This window comes from Roseibium album (genome assembly GCF_001404515.1).
In the GTDB taxonomy this organism is placed as follows: Bacteria; Pseudomonadota; Alphaproteobacteria; order Rhizobiales; family Stappiaceae; genus Roseibium; species Roseibium album.
The window spans coordinates 70157-87201 of the sequence record NZ_CXWE01000007.1; the positions used below are offsets into that span (position 1 = coordinate 70157).

Consider the following 17045-nt stretch of genomic DNA (forward strand, 5'->3'; position numbering starts at 1 on the left):
TGAATTACCAAATGATTGAAAAGTAAGCATGCCTTTTGTCAGGGCAGCATGGAAATTACTTTGATCGATCCAGTCACCCGACCCAACACGTCGCGAAGAATCCATTCTTCTCCTGGTCCTTGCCGATTGAACGACGAGTCTTGAAGCCGATCAGGCCGTCAGCACCGCCGACGTCATGGCCAAGTCCTTCAAGACGGACCTGCAGGTTGCGTACCGCTCCCCTTGTCGTGTCCTTCATCGGTTTCCAGTCGGCCACGAAGGCCTTGTTGCCGCTGTATCGGTCCGCAAGGTGACCGACAAAGAGCGCGTAGGTGTCGCTCTCGTTGTACTCCTTCAGAACATAGAAGTTTTCGGTCGCTATGAACGCCGGGCCGTAGCGGCCTGCGGGCAGGAGTACATTGCCTGGCTGGCCGAGCTCCTGGCTCGGAAACGGCTTGCCGCTGACCCGCTTCACGCCTTCCTTGACGAAGGCCGAGATCTTCTGGCGATTGTCCGGTCCTTCACGCGTGCAGGACAGGGTTTCCGGCAAAAAGACCTCATAGCCCCAGTCGCGTCCTTTTACCCAGCCATGTTCAGAAAGGTAGTTGGCAATCGAGGCCATTGTATCGACTTCCGATGTCCAGATATTGCGCTTGCCGTCGCCATCGAAATCGACAGCGTATTTCAGATAGGAAGAGGGCAGAAACTGGGGTTGTCCCATGGCACCGCCCCAGGAACTCTTCATCGTGCGGCGCGACACGTCGCCCTTTTGCAGGATCTTCAGCGCGGCGATCAGTTCGCCCTTGAAGAAATCGGCGCGCTGACCCATGAAGGCCTGAGTGGCCAGGACGCGGAGGGCGTCATGTGGAATTTTGGCGCCGCCGTAGCCGGACTCCCGCGCCCAGATCGCCAGAATGATGCGCTTGGGGACACCATACCGGGCTTCTATCTTTTTCAGCGTTGCAGCGTGTTTCTTCATGAGGCGGCGGCCGCCGGGTACAAGAGAGTTGAACTGGCTGTTCCGGAAATAGCGCTGGGGTGAACGGAATTCCGCCTGGAAGTTGATTTTGGGAGGCGCGCCCTTGCCGCCGGGGCCGACAAGGCCGGGAAGCGATGTATCGGGCGTAAGGCCGGCGAGTTCCCGGTCAAGAGTTGCTTGCGAGACACCCGCCCGTCGCGCGGCAGGGATAACGTCGGAATTCAGGAACTGCCGGAACTGGGCATCGTACTTTCCGGCGTTTGCAGGTTCCGGCTGGGAGATGAATGCAATCAGCATTGCGGCAAGGACAAACGTCAGACCACGGATCACGGCAGGCTCCAGAGATTCATTTTCTGATGGAAGCCTATCACGATCCAGCGGCAACGCCGACCGGCCTCAAACCTCAATCCAGCTTAAATCGCTCCCGGTTTGCGTGCTGAGCCAGTCTTTTTCGAACCGGTACCAGCATCCACCGCGTTTCTGGTCGTATGCCCGGGAAATGGGACGGCCCATGAGATGGCACATGAGCAGCGTACCGGCAGCACCATGGCCGGTAAAAAGAACCGGGATATCCCTGTCCATACCGGACAGCACGTCGCGGATACCGCCAACGATCCGGTTTTGCGCATCTTCTGCGCGTTCCCAACCGCGAACCGAGGTCTGTGGCTCGGCAAAGAACCGGTTTGCCACCTGCTCGAATTCGTCCGGCGGCAGAAAACCGGTCGCCGAACGGTCGTTTTCATGAAGGTCTTTCCGTGTGTGGAGCGGAACATCCAGTTTGCCGGTAAAAAACCATGCCGTTTCGATAGCCTTTGTTTCCGCACTCGTAACAACAGCGCCGATCTCTTTCGCGAATGGAAGATCGGTTGCTTTTGCAGCCCGTTCCTGCCCGAGTGGCGAGAGCCCCCATTCCGGGACGGGTACAGAAGGGTCGATGGCGACCTCCGGATGGGTCAGGTAAATGCACCAGGTCATGACGCGGAGCCTTCCAGCCATCCCATGATCAATTCGTAGGCTATCGAGATCGACGGCGGTATCCTGTGGCCTTCGGGATGGGTTCCGTCGAGCATCTGCCTGACTTCGGCCCTGTCACACCATTTGCAGGCTTCCAGTTCATCATCCGCGATCTCGATATCCAATGATGTTGCCGTTCCAATACACCCAAGCATCAGGTTCGCGGGAAACGGCCACGGCTGGTTGGAGACAAGGTTGACATCTCCCACCTCAATTCTGCTTTCCTCGAAGACTTCCCGGCGAACCGCCCCTTCGATGGTTTCGCCTGGCTCCATGAAACCTGCCAGCGTCGTGTAGATGCCCTCAGGCAAGCGGGCAGGGCGGCCAAGCAGGGCACGATCCTGGTGGGTAATCAGCATGATCACGCAAGGGTCGGTACGTGGAAAATGCGGTGTGCCGCAGGATGGACAGTCGCGCCGGTAACCCGCTTCGGCCATGACGGATTTTTCGCCGCAACTGGAGCAATGCCGGTGGGTTCGATGCCAGTGGATCAGCGCACGCGCCTGGGCAAGGGCGCTCAGGTCTTCGTCGGAAAATGCGTTTTGAAGGGCCAGCGTCCTGAGGTCCTGCACATTCAGATCTGCTCGCTCGGCAAGTTCCTCATCGTCGTGTGGCACGGTAGTGGCGAACATGGCCTGACCGTTTTTCGGTCTCAGGCCGAGAAACACCATTTCATCGGCAGCCGCGCCAAGTGCCAGTGCCGAAGCCAGGTCGTGCCCGATTTCCGGTTCCGATGCGGCCTTGAAGACGAGCGTCTTGTCGGTGGACAGAACGATCCGAGTGCCCGGCCGTTCAAGTAATTCATTGATGTAATTTGTGTTCCCGCGCCGTTCTGATTGCCGATCGAGGGTATTTGCAATAAAGCTCATCTCCATTGCCTGGAGACTGGCTGCTGCTGGATTCATGTTGGGATCCCTGGAAAATCTGGCGGGTCATAATCTGGGCCGTACCCTAGGGCGGCATGATGAGACTGTCCAGCAAGGCCTAGCGAATTGCGTCGGCCAGGGCGTCCTGAAGATGATCGATCAGATTGTCTGCGCTCTCCGGATCGTATTCGCGGGGAGGCACGACGCCCCAGACAGGACCTGGCCACGCCGCATCGTCCCGGAAACGGGCAATGACATGGACATGCAACTGAGAGACCTGGTTGCCGAGTGCTCCGATGTTGAGTTTTTCACAATTCGACACGGTTCTCAGGAGCTTGCTCACCAGCGCGATCTCCTGCATCAACTGCCCCTGTTCCGCTTCATCCAGATCTATGATTTCAACGAGGTCGGATTTCCGCGGGACGAGCAGCAGCCAGGGGTAGTTGGCATCCTTCATCAGCCGGAGCATTGACAGCGGCAAGTCGGCGACAAAAAGACTGTCACCTTCCAGACGGGGATTGAGGGCGAATGAAGACATGAAACGTGATCCGGTAATGTTGATCGAGTAAACGCTCGACCGGGGGGTATCGCTCAGATTGCTTTTAACCAGCATATGGGTAGATTGCGACAGATGCGAACCGGTTTTCCAGAACCGCCTATCCCGCCTTTCATTCCTCTGTTCCGGATAGTGTCATGCCATTGGATACAATATTGAGTTTTGCTGTTGTTGCGGGTCTTTTGGTGCTGTCGCCGGGGCCGAACGGCGTGCTGATTGCCAAGACCGTTCCGACTTCGGGTCGTTTGGCCGCGGTTTCGAATATCGGTGGCTTCGTGGCTGCCTTCTTTTTGCACGGAACCTTGTCGGTTCTCGGAATATCAATGATCCTGGTCCACTCCGCTGACGCTTTCTTTGTCGTCAAGATGATCGGTGCGGCGTATTTGATATGGATCGGCATGAAGGCGCTGCGGGATGCATTTTCAGGAAAGGTACTTGCACCCTCGTCACGTCCTGCAAGACACCGTCGCACGCTGGCGCGGGCATTCGGTGAAGGTTTCCTGACCAATGCCTTGAACCCAAAAGTTTCCATGTTTTACCTGGCTGCGTTTCCCCAATTCATTCCGGTAGGAGACGGCGCAATGTTCGCTGCGTTTACGCTGGTCGGCATCCACGCATTGATCAATGTGGTCTGGTTCGGCGCGATGGTCATGTTGCTTGCGCGCATGTCAAAGGCTGCCGGCAGTCCGTCGTTCCAGCGCTGGTTGAAAGGTGTTACCGGTCTGGTGTTCATGGCCTTTGGGCTGAAACTGGCAAGTTTGCGTCCATGAACGCCAATCATTCGGTGCAAATAAAAAACTCGACGAGCCCCTTGCCAAACCCCATGCTGTTTCTGATATAAGGCGCTCGGGAGGTTGGTGGTGGACGAGCCACTCGCCAACCGGGTCAGATCCGGAAGGAAGCAGCCCTAACGAGCCTCGGCACGGGTCATCGTGCCAGCCTCCCACCCTTCTTCAATTGTCCTGTTTCGAACACCGCCCGGCATCGTGCGGTGTTTTTTGTTTGCGTGCATCACCAGGACCTGCGTGAACGCGGCATTGCTTGACAAATTGTTACCTTGGTACCAATGTAACAATCATGAGTAAATCCGTTGAACGTATCCAGACCGGCGTCCGTCTCGAGAAGCGGCTTTTGAAGGTTCTCAAAGGCCTCGCAGAGCATCTGGACATGTCGTTGGGCGATCTGATTGAAGGCCTGGCGCTTCATTGCTTTGAAAACAAACCGCCGTTTACTGAAGAAACGCTCCGCAAGATCGAACAGCTGAAAAGCGTTTACGACCTCGATCTGGGCGCCTCGGACAGTCACAAACTAAAGGATCGGACAGATGAAAGCTGAACCGGGAAACTACGGCGACCTGACTGATCTGTTCGAGGCGCGCATCCTGGACGCGAGGTCCTTCACACACCGTGATCACATCGGTGTCGCTTGCCAGATGCTTCAAAGATACGACTTTCTCGAGGCGGCCGCGCGCTATGGCAGCGCGTTGAAGGAGATTGCCACAAAGGCAGGCGCGAGCGGCAAATTCAACACGACGGTAACACTCGCCTTTCTTGGATTGCTGGCTGAACGCATGGAAGTTACCCCGCACGCGAATTTCGATGAGTTTCTGGAAAGGAACCCGGACCTTTTCTCGCGCTCTCTTATGGACGCCTGGTACTCGAAGGAGCGTGTCTCCAGCGAAAATGCCAGACAGATGTTCCTGTTGCCCGACAGGTTTGAAATCAGCGGGACAGTTGGGCCGACGAACGCATAGACCCTTCCAGAGTTCACAGAAAAACTTTCAAAAGCCCGTCCCCATTTTCGAAAAAGTCGGTATGGTGCGGCTCATGGATGAGTCAGGTTTTCCGAATGAAGGCGCGCCGGCGCCGGGCACGACAGGCAATACTGAATCCGGCGCACAGGGCCTGGACGGCGCGTACCGCGTTCTGGCGCGCAAATACCGGCCGAAAACCTTCGAAGACCTGGTCGGCCAGGAGCCGATGGTCCAGACGCTGGAAAATGCCTTCGAAACGGGTCGCATTGCACAGGCTTGGATGCTGACCGGTGTGCGCGGGGTCGGAAAGACGACAACCGCCCGGATCCTGGCACGTGGCCTCAATTATGAAGTTCCGGGCGAAGCCGACAGACCCACGGTCAGGCTTGACCGGGAAGGGGCGCACTGCAAGGCGATCATGGAAGGCCGCCATGTCGATGTCATCGAGATGGACGCGGCGTCTCATACCGGCATCAGCGACATTCGAGAAATCATCGATGCCGCACGCTATCGCCCGGCAACGGCGCGATACAAGGTCTATATCATCGACGAAGTGCATATGCTTTCGAACGCCGCCTTCAATGGTCTCTTGAAGACGCTGGAAGAGCCGCCGGAGCATGTGAAGTTTATCTTTGCAACAACCGAAATCCGGAAAGTTCCGATTACGGTGCTGTCGCGCTGTCAAAGGTTCGACCTCAGGCGGATCGAACAGTCGAAACTGATCGGATTGCTGCGCCGTATTTCGGATGCCGAAGGCATTGCGATTTCCGATGACGCCCTGTTGCTGATCGCCAGGGCGGGTGAAGGCTCTGCACGCGATTCGCTGTCGTTGCTCGATCAGGCGATGGCGCATGGAACCGGTGCGATCGAAGCCGATGACCTTCGGCAGATGCTCGGTCTTGCCGACAGGGCGCGGGTGATCGATCTGTTCGGACATCTGATGGCAGGGCGGATCGAAGACGCGCTTGCGGAACTTCAGGCTCAGTATGAGGTGGGCGCCGATCCGGCGATTGTTCTGACGGACCTTGCCGACTTCACCCACCTTGTGACCCGGATGAAGGTGGCACCGAAATCGGCAGACGAAGCGTCTGTCACCGAGGCGGAAAGAGCACGTGGACGGGAATTCGCCGATGCAATCTCGATCCGTCTTTTGTCCAGGGCCTGGCAGATCCTGCTGAAGGGTGTTCAGGAAGTACAGGCCTCCTCCAAGCCGCTGGCAGCTGCCGATATGGTATTGGTGCGCCTCGCCTATGCGGCGGATCTACCCGATCCGGGTGATTTGCTGGCGCAGGTCAAAGACGGCCGGAACCCCTTCGCGAGCGGACCAGTCCAATCCGGTGACGCTAACACCACAACAGGTCCGTCCGGAGGTGGTGCCCAGGCGATGGCGGTCGGGATGCCGCGCTCTTCCGCCGGTCAGTCTCCCGGAACCGAAGGCAATGGACCTGCAATGCAGGGCGCCGTCAGGCCACAGCTCGCAACAATTCAGGGGGGCATGCCCGGTCAGCAGGTGGCGCCCGACGTCAGGCCTCGGGAGGAGGCTCCCCAACAGCCGGCCTATTCCCTCAAGACCCTTCACGATTGTGTGGCGCTGGCTTCGGAAAAACGCGATATCCCGATGAAGGTCGCGATCCAGCGGCAAATGCGGCTGGTAAAGTTTGAACCCGGCAAGATCGAGATCCAGCCAACGGACGATGCCCCTGCCGATATCGCAGGCGAATTCGGCCGCAAACTGCTGGAATGGACCGGACAAAGATGGTTTGTCGTCGTGTCGCGCGAGCACGGCCGTCCAACGATCCATGAGGAGCAGGAAGCCAACCAGCAGCAACTTTTGTCCGATGCCAAGTCCCACCCGACCGTCGCCGCCTTGCTTGCGCAGTTTCCGGGCGCCCGGGTAGTTGACGTCAAGGTACAGGTGACGGAGGAAGACGAGGCTGCGATGTCCGATCCAATGGTGGCGGATCCTCTGCTGAACGAAGCGTTGGGCGACGATGAAGACGATTGACGAGAGCCGCAGCGCCAGCTCAGATATAGCGAGAGAGGAAAAAATAAAGCGGAACATTATCCTGTTTTTCGTGACAGGAATAACCTGCTTCCTTGCAATGTTTGCAATCTCCAAAAGCGGAATTGAAGATTTCACGAAATTCCTGATTGTTCTCGGAATTGTCTGCGGCTTCTTTTGTCTGGGTCTCTATTTTATCGCCAGGATATTTTTTCTCTGTTTCAAAAAGCCGTAGCGGGCTGGGGCACAATGGGAACAGGGGTGGTAATTCCCCTATTGTTCTTCTAAACGCTATCCCCAGATGAAAGATATCGATCCGGCGCAACCGGTTACTCAAGGAGAGATCCCATGGACTTCCTCAAGATGATGAAGCAGGCCAAGGAAATGCAGGAGCAGATGGGCTCGCTGCAGGAACAGATCGTCGAGATCGAGGCAGAAGGTGTCGCGGGTGCCGGCCTTGTCAGGGTCACGCTCAACGGTAAAAGCGACCTGAAAGGCCTCAAGATCGACCCGTCGCTCCTGAAAGAGGATGAAGGCGAAATCCTTGAAGACCTGATCATGGCCGCCCATACCGACGCTCGCGCGAAGATCGAGATGGCAATCCAGGAAAAAACCCAGGAACTGATGGGTGGGCTTGGGCTTCCTGCAGGCATGAAGCTTCCATTCTGACAACCGTTTGGGGAGGCAGTTGATGGTGCAAAAGAGTGTAGCGGGACCGGAAATCGAGCGGTTGATCCAGCTTCTGACGAAGCTGCCCGGTCTTGGCCCGCGCTCAGCCCGTCGTGCGGCTCTTCATCTGATCAAGAAGAAGGAGCAGTTGCTGGTTCCGCTGGCAGATGCCATGGGTGTCGCGGTCAGCGAAATAGGTATTTGCTCAATATGTGGCACCGTGGACACGTCCGATCCTTGCACGATCTGCGCCGATCCAAAGCGTGACAGCTCCGTACTTGTTGTCGTGGAGGATGTTGCCGACCTCTGGGCGCTGGAACGCGCCGGTGCCGTCAAGGCACGTTATCATGTGCTTGGCGGTACGCTGTCCCCGCTCGACGGTGTTGGCCCGGAAGACCTCAACCTGACCGCGCTGGTCGATCGCTGCGGTTCCGGGGATTTCAGTGAAGTCATCCTGGCGATCAGCGCAACGGTCGAAGGCCAGACGACGGCCCATTACATCATGGATCAGCTGTCACCACTTGGTGTGAATGTCACCAAGCTGGCCCACGGTGTTCCTGTCGGCGGCGAACTCGATTACCTCGACGAGGGCACGCTCGCCCAGGCGCTGAAGGCGCGCACGCAGTTTTAACTCTCATTGCTCGCAGGCGCGTTCCAGGGAGGCGATGAATAAGCGTCGACAAGGCGTTTCAATGCGTGATCTACGCGGGCAGTCCGAAGGGTTCTGGGGCTGAGAAGGGCGACGATGTCGGCATTTGGCAGCCGGAAGTCCGGCAACAGCTGGACAAGCTGGCCCTGGCCAATTTCTCTTGCAACATTCCACTCCGATCTCTGGATGATTCCCAGGTCATCGAGTGCCCAGGACTTGATCACTCCACCGTCGTTGCTGGCAAAAACCGGATGAATCCGAATGGAATGCTCCGGCCCGTCAACCTCGGAAAAACTCCACATGGTGACGTCTGCCAAATCTTCTCGAACCACTCCGCATCTATGCGAGGAAAGATCTCCGGGATGTGCGGGTGTTCCCCAATTTTCCAGATACGCCGGCGAGGCGACCAGAAACCGCCGGTTCGAGGCCAGCTTTCGCTGAATATGCGACGAGTCTCTCAACTGACCCACATGGATGAGAAGGTCCCAGTTACCTGACGCGATTTCCCGATAGGGTGCATCACTCAATGTGAGATTCAGGGAAACGTCCGGGTGGTCTTGCACCAATTGTGACAGCACGGGTGCAACATGCGCTCGACCGAAACCGAAAGGCGCGATCACGTGCAGAGGCCCGGAGATCCTGTCTCTATGGGCAAGGATCTCTTCGTTTATGTTTTCGATTTCATCGAGCACAATCTCAGCGCGTTGAGCCAGCGCATCGCCGATTGTCGTCAATGTGAGACGACCGCGACCGCGCTCAACAAGCTGCAGGCCTATTCGCGTCTCGATTTGTGCAAGGCGCTGGGACACGGCAGGCGGCGTGACATCAAGGGCCCGGGCCGCCGCAGCCAGGGAACTGGACGCGGCAACAACTAAAAAGAAACGAAGATCTTTGGTTTCCAGCATTAAGTGGCAGCTTATCATAAAATAAAGAAATGATTAATGGAAACTATGGGTATTGAAATTGTATTCTGGTGTCCTCCACCTGTCCCGCGAGGAAATCACTCAAGATGGAACACGGCCCGTTGTCCGACCTGCAAACACCCGCTCTTCTTTTGGACGAGAGCCGAATGCGGAGAAACATCCAAAGGCTCGAAACTCACGTTTCCGGTAAGGGAGCGCTGCTGCGGCCTCATCTCAAAACGGCAAAATCCGTTGATGTTGCCAAAGTGCTGCTCGCGGGAGGAACGGGACCTGCAACGGTATCCACGTTGGCCGAGGCCGAGGTGTTTGCCGCCGCCGGTGTCAGGGACATTGTCTACGCCGTCGGAATTACCCCGCAAAAACTGAGACGTGTGGCTGAGATTCGTGAAAAGGGCTGTGATCTTTCAGTCATTCTCGACAGCGTGGAGCAGGCAAGGGCTGTGTCAGAGGCTTCTCGGCAAGCCGGCAAATCCATTCCGGCCTTGATCGAACTCGATTGTGATGGCCATAGAAGCGGAATTGATCCAGGCGACCCGGTGCTTGTGGAGGTGGGCCGTATCCTTGATGAGGGAGCTGCCGAACTCCGGGGCGTTCTGACACATGCTGGTGAAAGCTATGAAGTGAGTGGTCATGCGGCACATTCAGATTTTGCCGAAAGGGAGCGGCGAGCAGCCGTTCTTGCAGCTGAAACCCTAAGATCGGCAGGTTTGCCGTGCCCGGTCGTCAGTGTCGGGTCGACGCCGACGGCGCATGCAGCGCAAGACCTCACCGGCGTCAGCGAAGTCCGCGCCGGCGTCTATGTATTCTTCGACCTTTTCCAGGCTGGCATCGGCGTTTGCACGATCGATGATATTGCACTGTCTGTCCTGACCACCGTTGTCGGACATCAACGCGAAAAGGGCTGGATCATCACGGACGCAGGCTGGATGGCGCTGTCGCAGGACAAGGGAACTTCCCGGCAGCGGGTCGATCAGGGATTGGGGCTGGTGTGTGACGCTTCCGGAAAACCCTATTCCGATCTGATCGTAGTCAAGGCCAATCAGGAACATGGAATTGTTTCCGTGCGGCCCGGGAGCAGTTCTGCACTGCCGGAACTGCCCGTTGGTGCATTGCTCAGAATATTGCCGGTGCATGCCTGCGCGACCGCCGGCAACTTTGGCGTCTACAACGTCCTGCCCGCAGGTTCGGGCGTGTCATTGAAAACCTGGCAACGGTTCAGCGGCTGGTGAGGAAAAGATCATGAAATACGTCCCGGAAGAAGTGTCCTCCCGGTTGGCCACACATGAATTGGCATACGAAGCCGTTCGAAACGCGCTCATAGCCGCCGCCGATCGCGAGACGGCAACCTTTCCGGTCGTGATTGGTCATGGCAGTGACCCGAACAACGTCTATGCAATCAAGTCCTGCGCAGTTGCCGAGATTGCGGGTCTAAAGATCGGTTCCTATTGGCCGGGCAATGACAGACTGGGTGTTCCGCGGCACAACTCGATTATCTTCTTGTTTGACCAGGATACCGGACGCATCGGCGCGGCGGTCGAGGCTGGGCACCTAAATGCTTTTCGCACCGCGGCAGCCGACGCCGTTGCTGCCGAAATTCTGGCGAGGAAAGATGCATCAACCCTCGCGATATTTGGCGCAGGCCATCAGGCCGGGTTCGAGGTTCAGGCCTTGTCGCGCATACGCGGGATCACGCATGTTCTTGTCGTTGCAAGAAACCGGGAAAAAGGGGCGAGATTTGCAGACGGCCTCCGGCGGGGAGGACTGGAAGCATCCGTTTGCTCGGCCGAGGAAGCTTGTCGCCGGGCGGATATTGTCGTTACTGCAACTCCCTCTTGCGAACCGTTGTTTGAGGCGGACTGGGTAAAGCCCGGATCACATGTCGCATCAATGGGGTCAGACACTTCCGGCAAGCAGGAACTCCCTCCGGGATTGTTCGAAAATGCCAGCCTCTTTTGCGACCTGCCCGGTCAATCGCGCAGCATCGGAGAGTTCCAGCATGCAGCTGAAAACTTGTACCTTGCCGCGATTGGAGACGTGTTGTGTGGTCGCGCACCCGGGCGGACTGACGACGATGAGATCACCATCTTTGACAGTTCAGGCTTGTCCGTCCAGGACCTCTATGTTGCCAGGACCGTTCTCGAGCTTGTCGAACGCGAGCAGAGCTAAAGGCCGGATCTCGGAACGGAAATGTCGGGCGGTAACGGTCGGTGAATGTCGGGGATGCGGTCCCTGGCAACCTTGCGATCAATCGGTTCATCTCCTATCTCCCATCCAGCAGTGTCTATTCTCACAGGGGTTTCATGTTTCAAGCCGCTTCCCGCGCCATGTCCGAGGTATTCGAACAACAATTCCGGGCGATTTTCTGGAAAATGCTGGGTTTTACGCTGGCAATCCTGATCATAATCTGGATCGCACTGCAGGGAATCGTCGGGCATTTCCTGGGTGTTGCTGCAAACGAGTGGGGGGACGGCAGCGCATGGATCAGCTGGACGGAATGGTCGATTTCCATCCTGACCGGTATCGGTGCTGTCTTTGTACTCGGTTTTCTGATCGCGCCGATCTCGGCACTGCTGGCAGGCCTCTTTCAGGACGACATTGCCGACATTGTCGACGGGAAGGATTATCCCGGGGATCGCCCCGGCAATGCCCTGCCTCTCTCCAAATCCCTGGTGCAGACAATCAAGTTCACCGGCGTTGTCATTCTCGGCAACCTGTTCGCGCTGCTGTTGCTCTTGGTGCCGGGTATCAATCTCGTCGCGTTTTTCGTGGTCAACGGTTACCTTCTCGGTCGTGAATTCTTCGAGTTCGCGGCCATGCGGTACATGCCTCCAGCCGAAGCAAGAGCTTTCCGAAAGGCGCGTGGAGGGACGGTTTTCCTCGGCGGCCTTGTCATTGCCTGTCTTCTGGCGGTGCCGATCCTGAACCTTGTCACGCCGATATTCGCGACCATTTTCATGCTGCATCTTTACAAGAAACTTGCATCCGGCGCAGCTATCTGACGAACTGCGGGCCGCGGGTCGGCGTTTTCAGGATCGAGGCTGACCGGAGGGGCCCATGCAGGAACTGCTGTCTGAAATCGCCAAAGTTGCTGAAGCCAGTCCGGACAAGGGTGAGGTCGCAACCTACATCCCTGAACTGGCCGGCGTGATTCCCGACCAGTTCGGAATAGCCGTCGCGTTTGAGGACGGCCGCCTCCTGACAGCGGGTGACGCTGAAGTTCCGTTTTCCATCCAGTCCGTTTCAAAAGTGTTCGCACTTGCTCTTGCACTTGGCCGCGTCGGAGATCAGCTTTGGTATCGCGTCGGTCGGGAACCTTCCGGTCTTTCCTTTGATTCAATCCTCCTGCTGGAGCGTGAAGACGGGATACCGCGCAATCCCTTCATCAATGCTGGTGCCCTCGTGACGACGGATACCTACCTTGCCGGGTCCAATCCCCGCGAAGCGCTTGGTGAATTGCTGGGGTTTATCCGTGCGGCCGCCGACGATGACAGCATCCACATCAATGAAAAAGTTGCGCAATCGGAGTTGACCACCGGGCACCGGAATTTCTCCCTTGCGCATTATCTGGCTTCTTGCGGCAACCTGCGGTCATCCGTCGACAAGGTTCTGGGGACCTATTGTCACCAGTGCGGCATTGAAATGAGCTGCCGGCAACTGGCCATGGCAGGCCGGTTTCTGATCGAATCAGCAAACACACCGCCGCTCGTTGCGGCACTGCGGCGGCGTCGCATCAACGCGATGATGATGACCTGCGGTCACTATGACGGTTCGGGCGACTTCGCATTTCGCGTGGGGCTTCCCGGCAAGAGTGGCGTTGGGGGTGGAATACTGGTGATCGCACCCGGCCGGGCATCGATTGCCGTCTGGTCGCCGGGCCTCAACCGCTACGGCAACTCCAAGCTGGGAACCGAGGCAATGGAAATGTTCGCAAAACGCACCGGTTGGTCCGTTTTCGGATAGGTGGGGCCTGGGACTGGCTGGCAGCCGGAACAGCATCCGGCTGCCAATTCGCAGGGACAGTGGTCAGTCTTCCGATTCGGCTGAAAGCAGGCCGGTCTTGAATAGGATTCCCGCCGCAGCTCCGCCGATGAGGGGGGCGACGATAAACAGCCAGACCTGGGCCAGCGCTCCGGGATTGCTTCCCGCGCCTATGATTGCGGGGCCGAGGGATCGCGCCGGGTTCACCGATACGCCGGTGACGTTGATACCGACAATGTGAATGACGACCAGCGTCAGGCCGATGGCCAGTCCGGCGAGATGGGACGGTGCGCCTTTCTGCGTAACGCCAAGAATGCAGACAAGAAACAGAAAGGTTGCGACAACCTCAAAGACAAGCGCGGACAGCAAGTTGTATTCGCCGAGATATCCGGCCCCCCAGCCATTCTGGCCAAGGCCGCCGTCCCAGCCGCTGGCCTTGCCGCTCAGGATGATGGCCAGGACCGCGGCCCCTGCAAGGGCTCCAAGCACCTGGGCGATCCAGTAGGTGACCATCTCTCCGGCGGACATGCGTCCAGCCAGATGGACCCCGAGGCTGACAGCCGGATTGATGTGACATCCCGAGATCATTCCGATGCCGTAAGCCATTGCGACAATGGAAAGTCCAAATGCAAACGCAATTCCAAGTACGTCAATTGAAGTCGCACCGGTACCCATTCCCGCGATGACAGCCGCGCCGCAACCAAAGAGCACGAGGGTGAAGGTACCGACAAATTCAGCAATCGCTTTTTTCATTCTACTTGCCTCCAAATCAGGCCGGGAATCCGGACAAGATCACCGGAATTGCGGTGACGTACGAGAGAGTTACCCAAATTTGATCGTCTGGAAAGTTCTTTGATGTTGTGCACTGCGACAAGAGTTTTCGCGGTTTTTAACGATTTAAGTGCACCGCCGGGGAAAGTGACGTCTCAGATTCACCTTTTTGATGTTTTGACGCGACGCCTTCTTGGCGCTAGAACCGTTCTATGTAACGCTCTGATTTCCTTACGTTTGCGTAAACGTGAGGTTGCGTCGTACGGGAGAGGAATTCCATGTCGAACGCCGATTTGCGAGGCAACCGCCCGCTATCGCCCCATCTTCAGATCTACAAGCCAATTCTGACGATGGTCATGTCCATCCTGCACCGTATCACCGGAGCAGCGCTCTATTTCGGAACAATCCTGCTGGCGTGGTGGCTGATCGCCGCCGCCGCAGGTCCCTCCTATTTTGATTTCGTCAACGAGATCTACGGCTCGATTCTCGGCAGGCTGATCCTGTTCGGCTTTACCTGGGCGCTGGTGCATCACATGCTCGGCGGGTTGCGTCATTTCATCTGGGACATGGGTGCCGGGTTCGGCAAGGAAGCCCGCGAGTGGCTGGCAAAAGCCACCATCATCGGTTCCGTTTCTCTCACGCTGATCCTTTGGATCATCGGCTATATGGTTCGATAAGGAGAGTGTCATGACGGATATGCGCACCCCCCTCAACAAGGTTCGCGGCCTCGGTTCAGCCAAGGAAGGGACGGATCACTTCTGGAAACAGCGTGTGACGGCCGTCGCCAATGTGTTCCTGATTTCATTCTTCGTGATCCTGGTGATCGCGATGCAGGGGTCCACCCATGGCGATGTCGTTGAGACACTCCGGAACCCGCTCGTTTCGATCATCCTTCTTCTGGTGATCCTGTCCGGCGTTTATCACATGAAGCTTGGCATGCAGGTGATCATCGAGGATTACATCCATGGTGAAGGCCTCAAGTTTCTGACGCTGATGGCAAACACCTTTTTCTGCGCCTTTATCGGTTTCGGCTGCATCTTCGCAGTGCTCAAGATTGGCTTTGGAGGCTAACCCGCATGGCCAAAACGTATGAATTTGTCGACCACACCTATGACGTGGTTGTTATCGGTGCGGGTGGCGCCGGCCTGCGCGCGACACTCGGCATGGCGGAGCAGGGATTGCGCACGGCCTGCATCACCAAGGTCTTTCCGACGCGATCTCACACAGTGGCGGCCCAGGGCGGAATTGCCGCCTCTTTGACCAACATGACGCCGGACTGCTGGGAATGGCACATGTACGATACCGTGAAGGGGTCGGACTGGCTCGGCGACACCGACGCCATGGAATATCTTGCCCGGGAGGCACCGAAGGCGGTCTATGAGCTGGAACACTACGGCGTTCCGTTTTCGCGCACAGAGGAAGGCAAGATCTACCAGCGCCCGTTCGGTGGCCATATGCAAAATTACGGCGAAGGCCCCCCCGTTCAGCGCACCTGCGCGGCGGCTGACCGGACCGGTCACGCAATCCTGCACACGCTCTACGGCCAGTCCCTGCGACACAACGCCGAATTCTACATTGAGTATTTCGCGCTCGACCTGATCATGTCCGACGATGGCGTCTGCCAGGGTGTGATCGCATGGAACCTTGATGACGGCACCATGCACCGCTTTGCCGCCAAGATGGTGGTTCTGGCAACAGGTGGCTATGGCCGCGCCTATTTCTCCGCAACGTCGGCGCACACCTGCACCGGTGACGGTGGAGGCATGGTCGCCCGTGCCGGCCTGCCGCTTCAGGATATGGAATTTGTCCAGTTCCATCCGACCGGCATTTACGGTTCAGGTTGCCTTATTACGGAAGGTGCGCGCGGGGAGGGTGGCTATCTGGTCAATTCCGAAGGCGAGCGTTTCATGGAACGCTACGCTCCTTCGGCCAAGGATCTTGCATCCCGCGATGTCGTTTCGCGCTGCATGACCATGGAAATCCGGGAAAACCGCGGCGTCGGCAAAAAGGGTGACCATATCTTCCTGCATCTTGATCACCTGGACCCTGCCTTGCTGGCGGAGCGCTTGCCGGGCATTTCCGAAAGTGCCCGTATTTTCGCAGGTGTCGACGTGACCAAGGACCCGATCCCGGTGCTGCCGACGGTTCACTACAACATGGGCGGTGTGCCGACCAACTACTGGGGAGAGGTTCTCAATGCCGACGGCAAGAACCCCGACCGCATTCAGGAAGGCCTGATGGCGGTCGGCGAAGCCGGTTGCGCGTCGGTTCACGGCGCAAACCGTCTTGGATCGAACTCTCTCATCGATCTGGTGGTGTTTGGCCGTGCAGCTGCGATCAAGGCTGGAGAAGTGGTCGACCCGAAGGAGGCGACCCCTGCCCCCAGCGAAGCCTCCTGTGAAAAGATCATGGACCGGTTTGACACGCTGCGGAATGCCAGCGGCTCGATCCCGACAGCAAAATTGCGGGACAAGATGCAGCATGCGATGCAGGAAGACGCTGCCGTGTTCCGCACCCAGGAAAGCCTTGAAGCCGGTTGCCAGCGGCTTAGCGCGATCTGGGGTGAAATGAAGGATCTCAAGGTGTCCGACCGCTCGCTGATCTGGAATTCCGATCTGGTGGAAACGCTGGAACTGGAAAACCTGATGGCAAACGCGATCACCACCGTCTATGGCGCGGAAGCCCGCAAGGAAAGCCGCGGTGCCCATGCACGCGAGGACTACAAGGATGGTCCGTTCTCAGGCCGTGACGATGAGAACTGGCGCAAGCACACGCTTGCCTGGGTCAACGAGGCGGGCGATGTGAAACTTGACTACCGTCCGGTCGTGACCGACCCGCTGACCACCTTCGAGGAAGGCGGCATCGACCCGAAAAAGATCGCGCCGAAAGCGCGTGTCTACTAGGGA

At 57.5% G+C, this 17045-nt stretch carries 20 protein-coding genes and 1 other RNA gene; 14 read left to right on the top strand and 7 right to left on the bottom strand.

Annotated features, from left to right (window positions below):
- Positions 1 to 73: 73 nt before the first annotated feature.
- The 4 genes from LA5095_RS22760 to LA5095_RS22775 form a co-directional block, all read right to left on the bottom strand.
- Positions 74 to 1255 carry a lytic murein transglycosylase gene (locus LA5095_RS22760; RefSeq protein ID WP_055119740.1) on the bottom strand — a complete coding sequence of 394 codons (1182 nt, stop codon included), beginning with the start codon at positions 1253 to 1255 and terminating at the stop codon, positions 74 to 76.
- A gap of 99 nt (positions 1256 to 1354) precedes the next feature.
- The gene (locus LA5095_RS22765; protein WP_055119182.1) at positions 1355 to 1933 is read right to left on the bottom strand and encodes a histidine phosphatase family protein; all 579 of its coding nucleotides are present in this window, start codon (positions 1931 to 1933) and stop codon (positions 1355 to 1357) included.
- Positions 1930 to 2877, bottom strand: coding sequence for an NAD(+) diphosphatase (gene nudC / locus LA5095_RS22770; protein ID WP_055119184.1), 948 nt, complete (start codon positions 2875 to 2877; stop codon positions 1930 to 1932). Before nudC ends, LA5095_RS22765 begins: the two co-directional genes overlap by 4 nt.
- A gap of 79 nt (positions 2878 to 2956) precedes the next feature.
- Complete coding sequence (locus tag LA5095_RS22775) at positions 2957 to 3376, bottom strand: HIT domain-containing protein (RefSeq protein WP_055119742.1); 420 nt, start codon at positions 3374 to 3376, stop codon at positions 2957 to 2959.
- 155 nt (positions 3377 to 3531) lie between these two features.
- On the opposite strand from LA5095_RS22775, the gene LA5095_RS22780 reads away from it, so the two are divergent.
- From LA5095_RS22780 to LA5095_RS22795, 5 genes are all read left to right on the top strand, one after another.
- Positions 3532 to 4164, top strand: coding sequence for a LysE family translocator (locus tag LA5095_RS22780; protein WP_055119187.1), 633 nt, complete (start codon positions 3532 to 3534; stop codon positions 4162 to 4164).
- A 79-nt stretch (positions 4165 to 4243) separates the two neighbouring features.
- Positions 4244 to 4341, top strand: an RNA gene (gene ffs / locus LA5095_RS32145) — signal recognition particle sRNA small type.
- A 130-nt stretch (positions 4342 to 4471) separates the two neighbouring features.
- The gene (locus LA5095_RS22785) at positions 4472 to 4729 is read left to right on the top strand and encodes a hypothetical protein (RefSeq protein WP_055119189.1); all 258 of its coding nucleotides are present in this window, start codon (positions 4472 to 4474) and stop codon (positions 4727 to 4729) included.
- The gene (locus LA5095_RS22790) at positions 4719 to 5147 is read left to right on the top strand and encodes a hypothetical protein (protein ID WP_055119191.1); all 429 of its coding nucleotides are present in this window, start codon (positions 4719 to 4721) and stop codon (positions 5145 to 5147) included. Before LA5095_RS22785 ends, LA5095_RS22790 begins: the two co-directional genes overlap by 11 nt.
- Positions 5148 to 5220: 73 nt before the next feature.
- Positions 5221 to 7152: a DNA polymerase III subunit gamma/tau gene (locus LA5095_RS22795; RefSeq protein ID WP_208992832.1), complete on the top strand. Its 1932-nt coding sequence runs from the start codon at positions 5221 to 5223 to the stop codon at positions 7150 to 7152.
- A gap of 19 nt (positions 7153 to 7171) precedes the next feature.
- On the opposite strand, the gene LA5095_RS32485 is transcribed toward LA5095_RS22795, so the two are convergent.
- A complete protein-coding gene (locus LA5095_RS32485) occupies positions 7172 to 7486 on the bottom strand; it encodes a hypothetical protein (RefSeq protein ID WP_144436115.1) in 315 nt (104 codons plus the stop codon).
- 11 nt (positions 7487 to 7497) lie between these two features.
- Here LA5095_RS32485 and LA5095_RS22805 point away from each other — a divergent pair, with 11 nt between their 5' ends.
- On the top strand, positions 7498 to 7818 hold the full coding sequence (locus tag LA5095_RS22805) for a YbaB/EbfC family nucleoid-associated protein (protein WP_029064172.1): 321 nt from the start codon (positions 7498 to 7500) through the stop codon (positions 7816 to 7818).
- 25 nt (positions 7819 to 7843) lie between these two features.
- Positions 7844 to 8449: a recombination mediator RecR gene (gene recR / locus LA5095_RS22810; RefSeq protein WP_186009650.1), complete on the top strand. Its 606-nt coding sequence runs from the start codon at positions 7844 to 7846 to the stop codon at positions 8447 to 8449.
- On the opposite strand, the gene LA5095_RS22815 is transcribed toward recR, so the two are convergent.
- The gene (locus tag LA5095_RS22815; RefSeq protein WP_055119199.1) at positions 8446 to 9372 is read right to left on the bottom strand and encodes a LysR substrate-binding domain-containing protein; all 927 of its coding nucleotides are present in this window, start codon (positions 9370 to 9372) and stop codon (positions 8446 to 8448) included. The two genes, recR and LA5095_RS22815, sit on opposite strands and share 4 nt — an antisense overlap.
- Before the next feature lie 164 nt (positions 9373 to 9536).
- Here LA5095_RS22815 and LA5095_RS22820 point away from each other — a divergent pair, with 164 nt between their 5' ends.
- The 4 genes from LA5095_RS22820 to LA5095_RS22835 all read left to right on the top strand — a co-directional run bounded on the left by LA5095_RS22820 (position 9537) and on the right by LA5095_RS22835 (position 13350).
- Positions 9537 to 10619, top strand: a complete 1083-nt coding sequence (locus LA5095_RS22820) for an alanine racemase (protein WP_235808785.1) — start codon at positions 9537 to 9539, stop codon at positions 10617 to 10619.
- Between the two features lie 10 nt (positions 10620 to 10629).
- Positions 10630 to 11556 carry an ornithine cyclodeaminase family protein gene (locus LA5095_RS22825; RefSeq protein WP_055119202.1) on the top strand — a complete coding sequence of 309 codons (927 nt, stop codon included), beginning with the start codon at positions 10630 to 10632 and terminating at the stop codon, positions 11554 to 11556.
- Between the two features lie 134 nt (positions 11557 to 11690).
- Entirely contained in the window at positions 11691 to 12389 is a 699-nt protein-coding gene (locus tag LA5095_RS22830; protein WP_055119744.1) for a sulfate transporter family protein, read from the top strand.
- Between the two features lie 55 nt (positions 12390 to 12444).
- Complete coding sequence (locus LA5095_RS22835) at positions 12445 to 13350, top strand: glutaminase (RefSeq protein ID WP_055119204.1); 906 nt, start codon at positions 12445 to 12447, stop codon at positions 13348 to 13350.
- 63 nt (positions 13351 to 13413) lie between these two features.
- Here LA5095_RS22835 and LA5095_RS22840 read toward each other — a convergent pair whose 3' ends face one another.
- A complete protein-coding gene (locus LA5095_RS22840) occupies positions 13414 to 14121 on the bottom strand; it encodes an aquaporin (RefSeq protein WP_055119207.1) in 708 nt (235 codons plus the stop codon).
- A gap of 296 nt (positions 14122 to 14417) precedes the next feature.
- Here LA5095_RS22840 and sdhC point away from each other — a divergent pair, with 296 nt between their 5' ends.
- From sdhC to sdhA, 3 genes are read left to right on the top strand one after another with little or no spacing between them, the layout of a single operon-like run.
- Positions 14418 to 14816: a succinate dehydrogenase, cytochrome b556 subunit gene (sdhC, locus tag LA5095_RS22845; protein ID WP_029064180.1), complete on the top strand. Its 399-nt coding sequence runs from the start codon at positions 14418 to 14420 to the stop codon at positions 14814 to 14816.
- Between the two features lie 10 nt (positions 14817 to 14826).
- Positions 14827 to 15210 (top strand): succinate dehydrogenase, hydrophobic membrane anchor protein, encoded by a 384-nt coding sequence (gene sdhD, locus LA5095_RS22850; protein ID WP_029064181.1) that lies wholly within the window; start codon positions 14827 to 14829, stop codon positions 15208 to 15210.
- Between the two features lie 5 nt (positions 15211 to 15215).
- Positions 15216 to 17042 (top strand): succinate dehydrogenase flavoprotein subunit, encoded by a 1827-nt coding sequence (sdhA, locus tag LA5095_RS22855; protein ID WP_055119209.1) that lies wholly within the window; start codon positions 15216 to 15218, stop codon positions 17040 to 17042.
- The last annotated feature ends 3 nt before the right edge of the window (positions 17043 to 17045 follow it).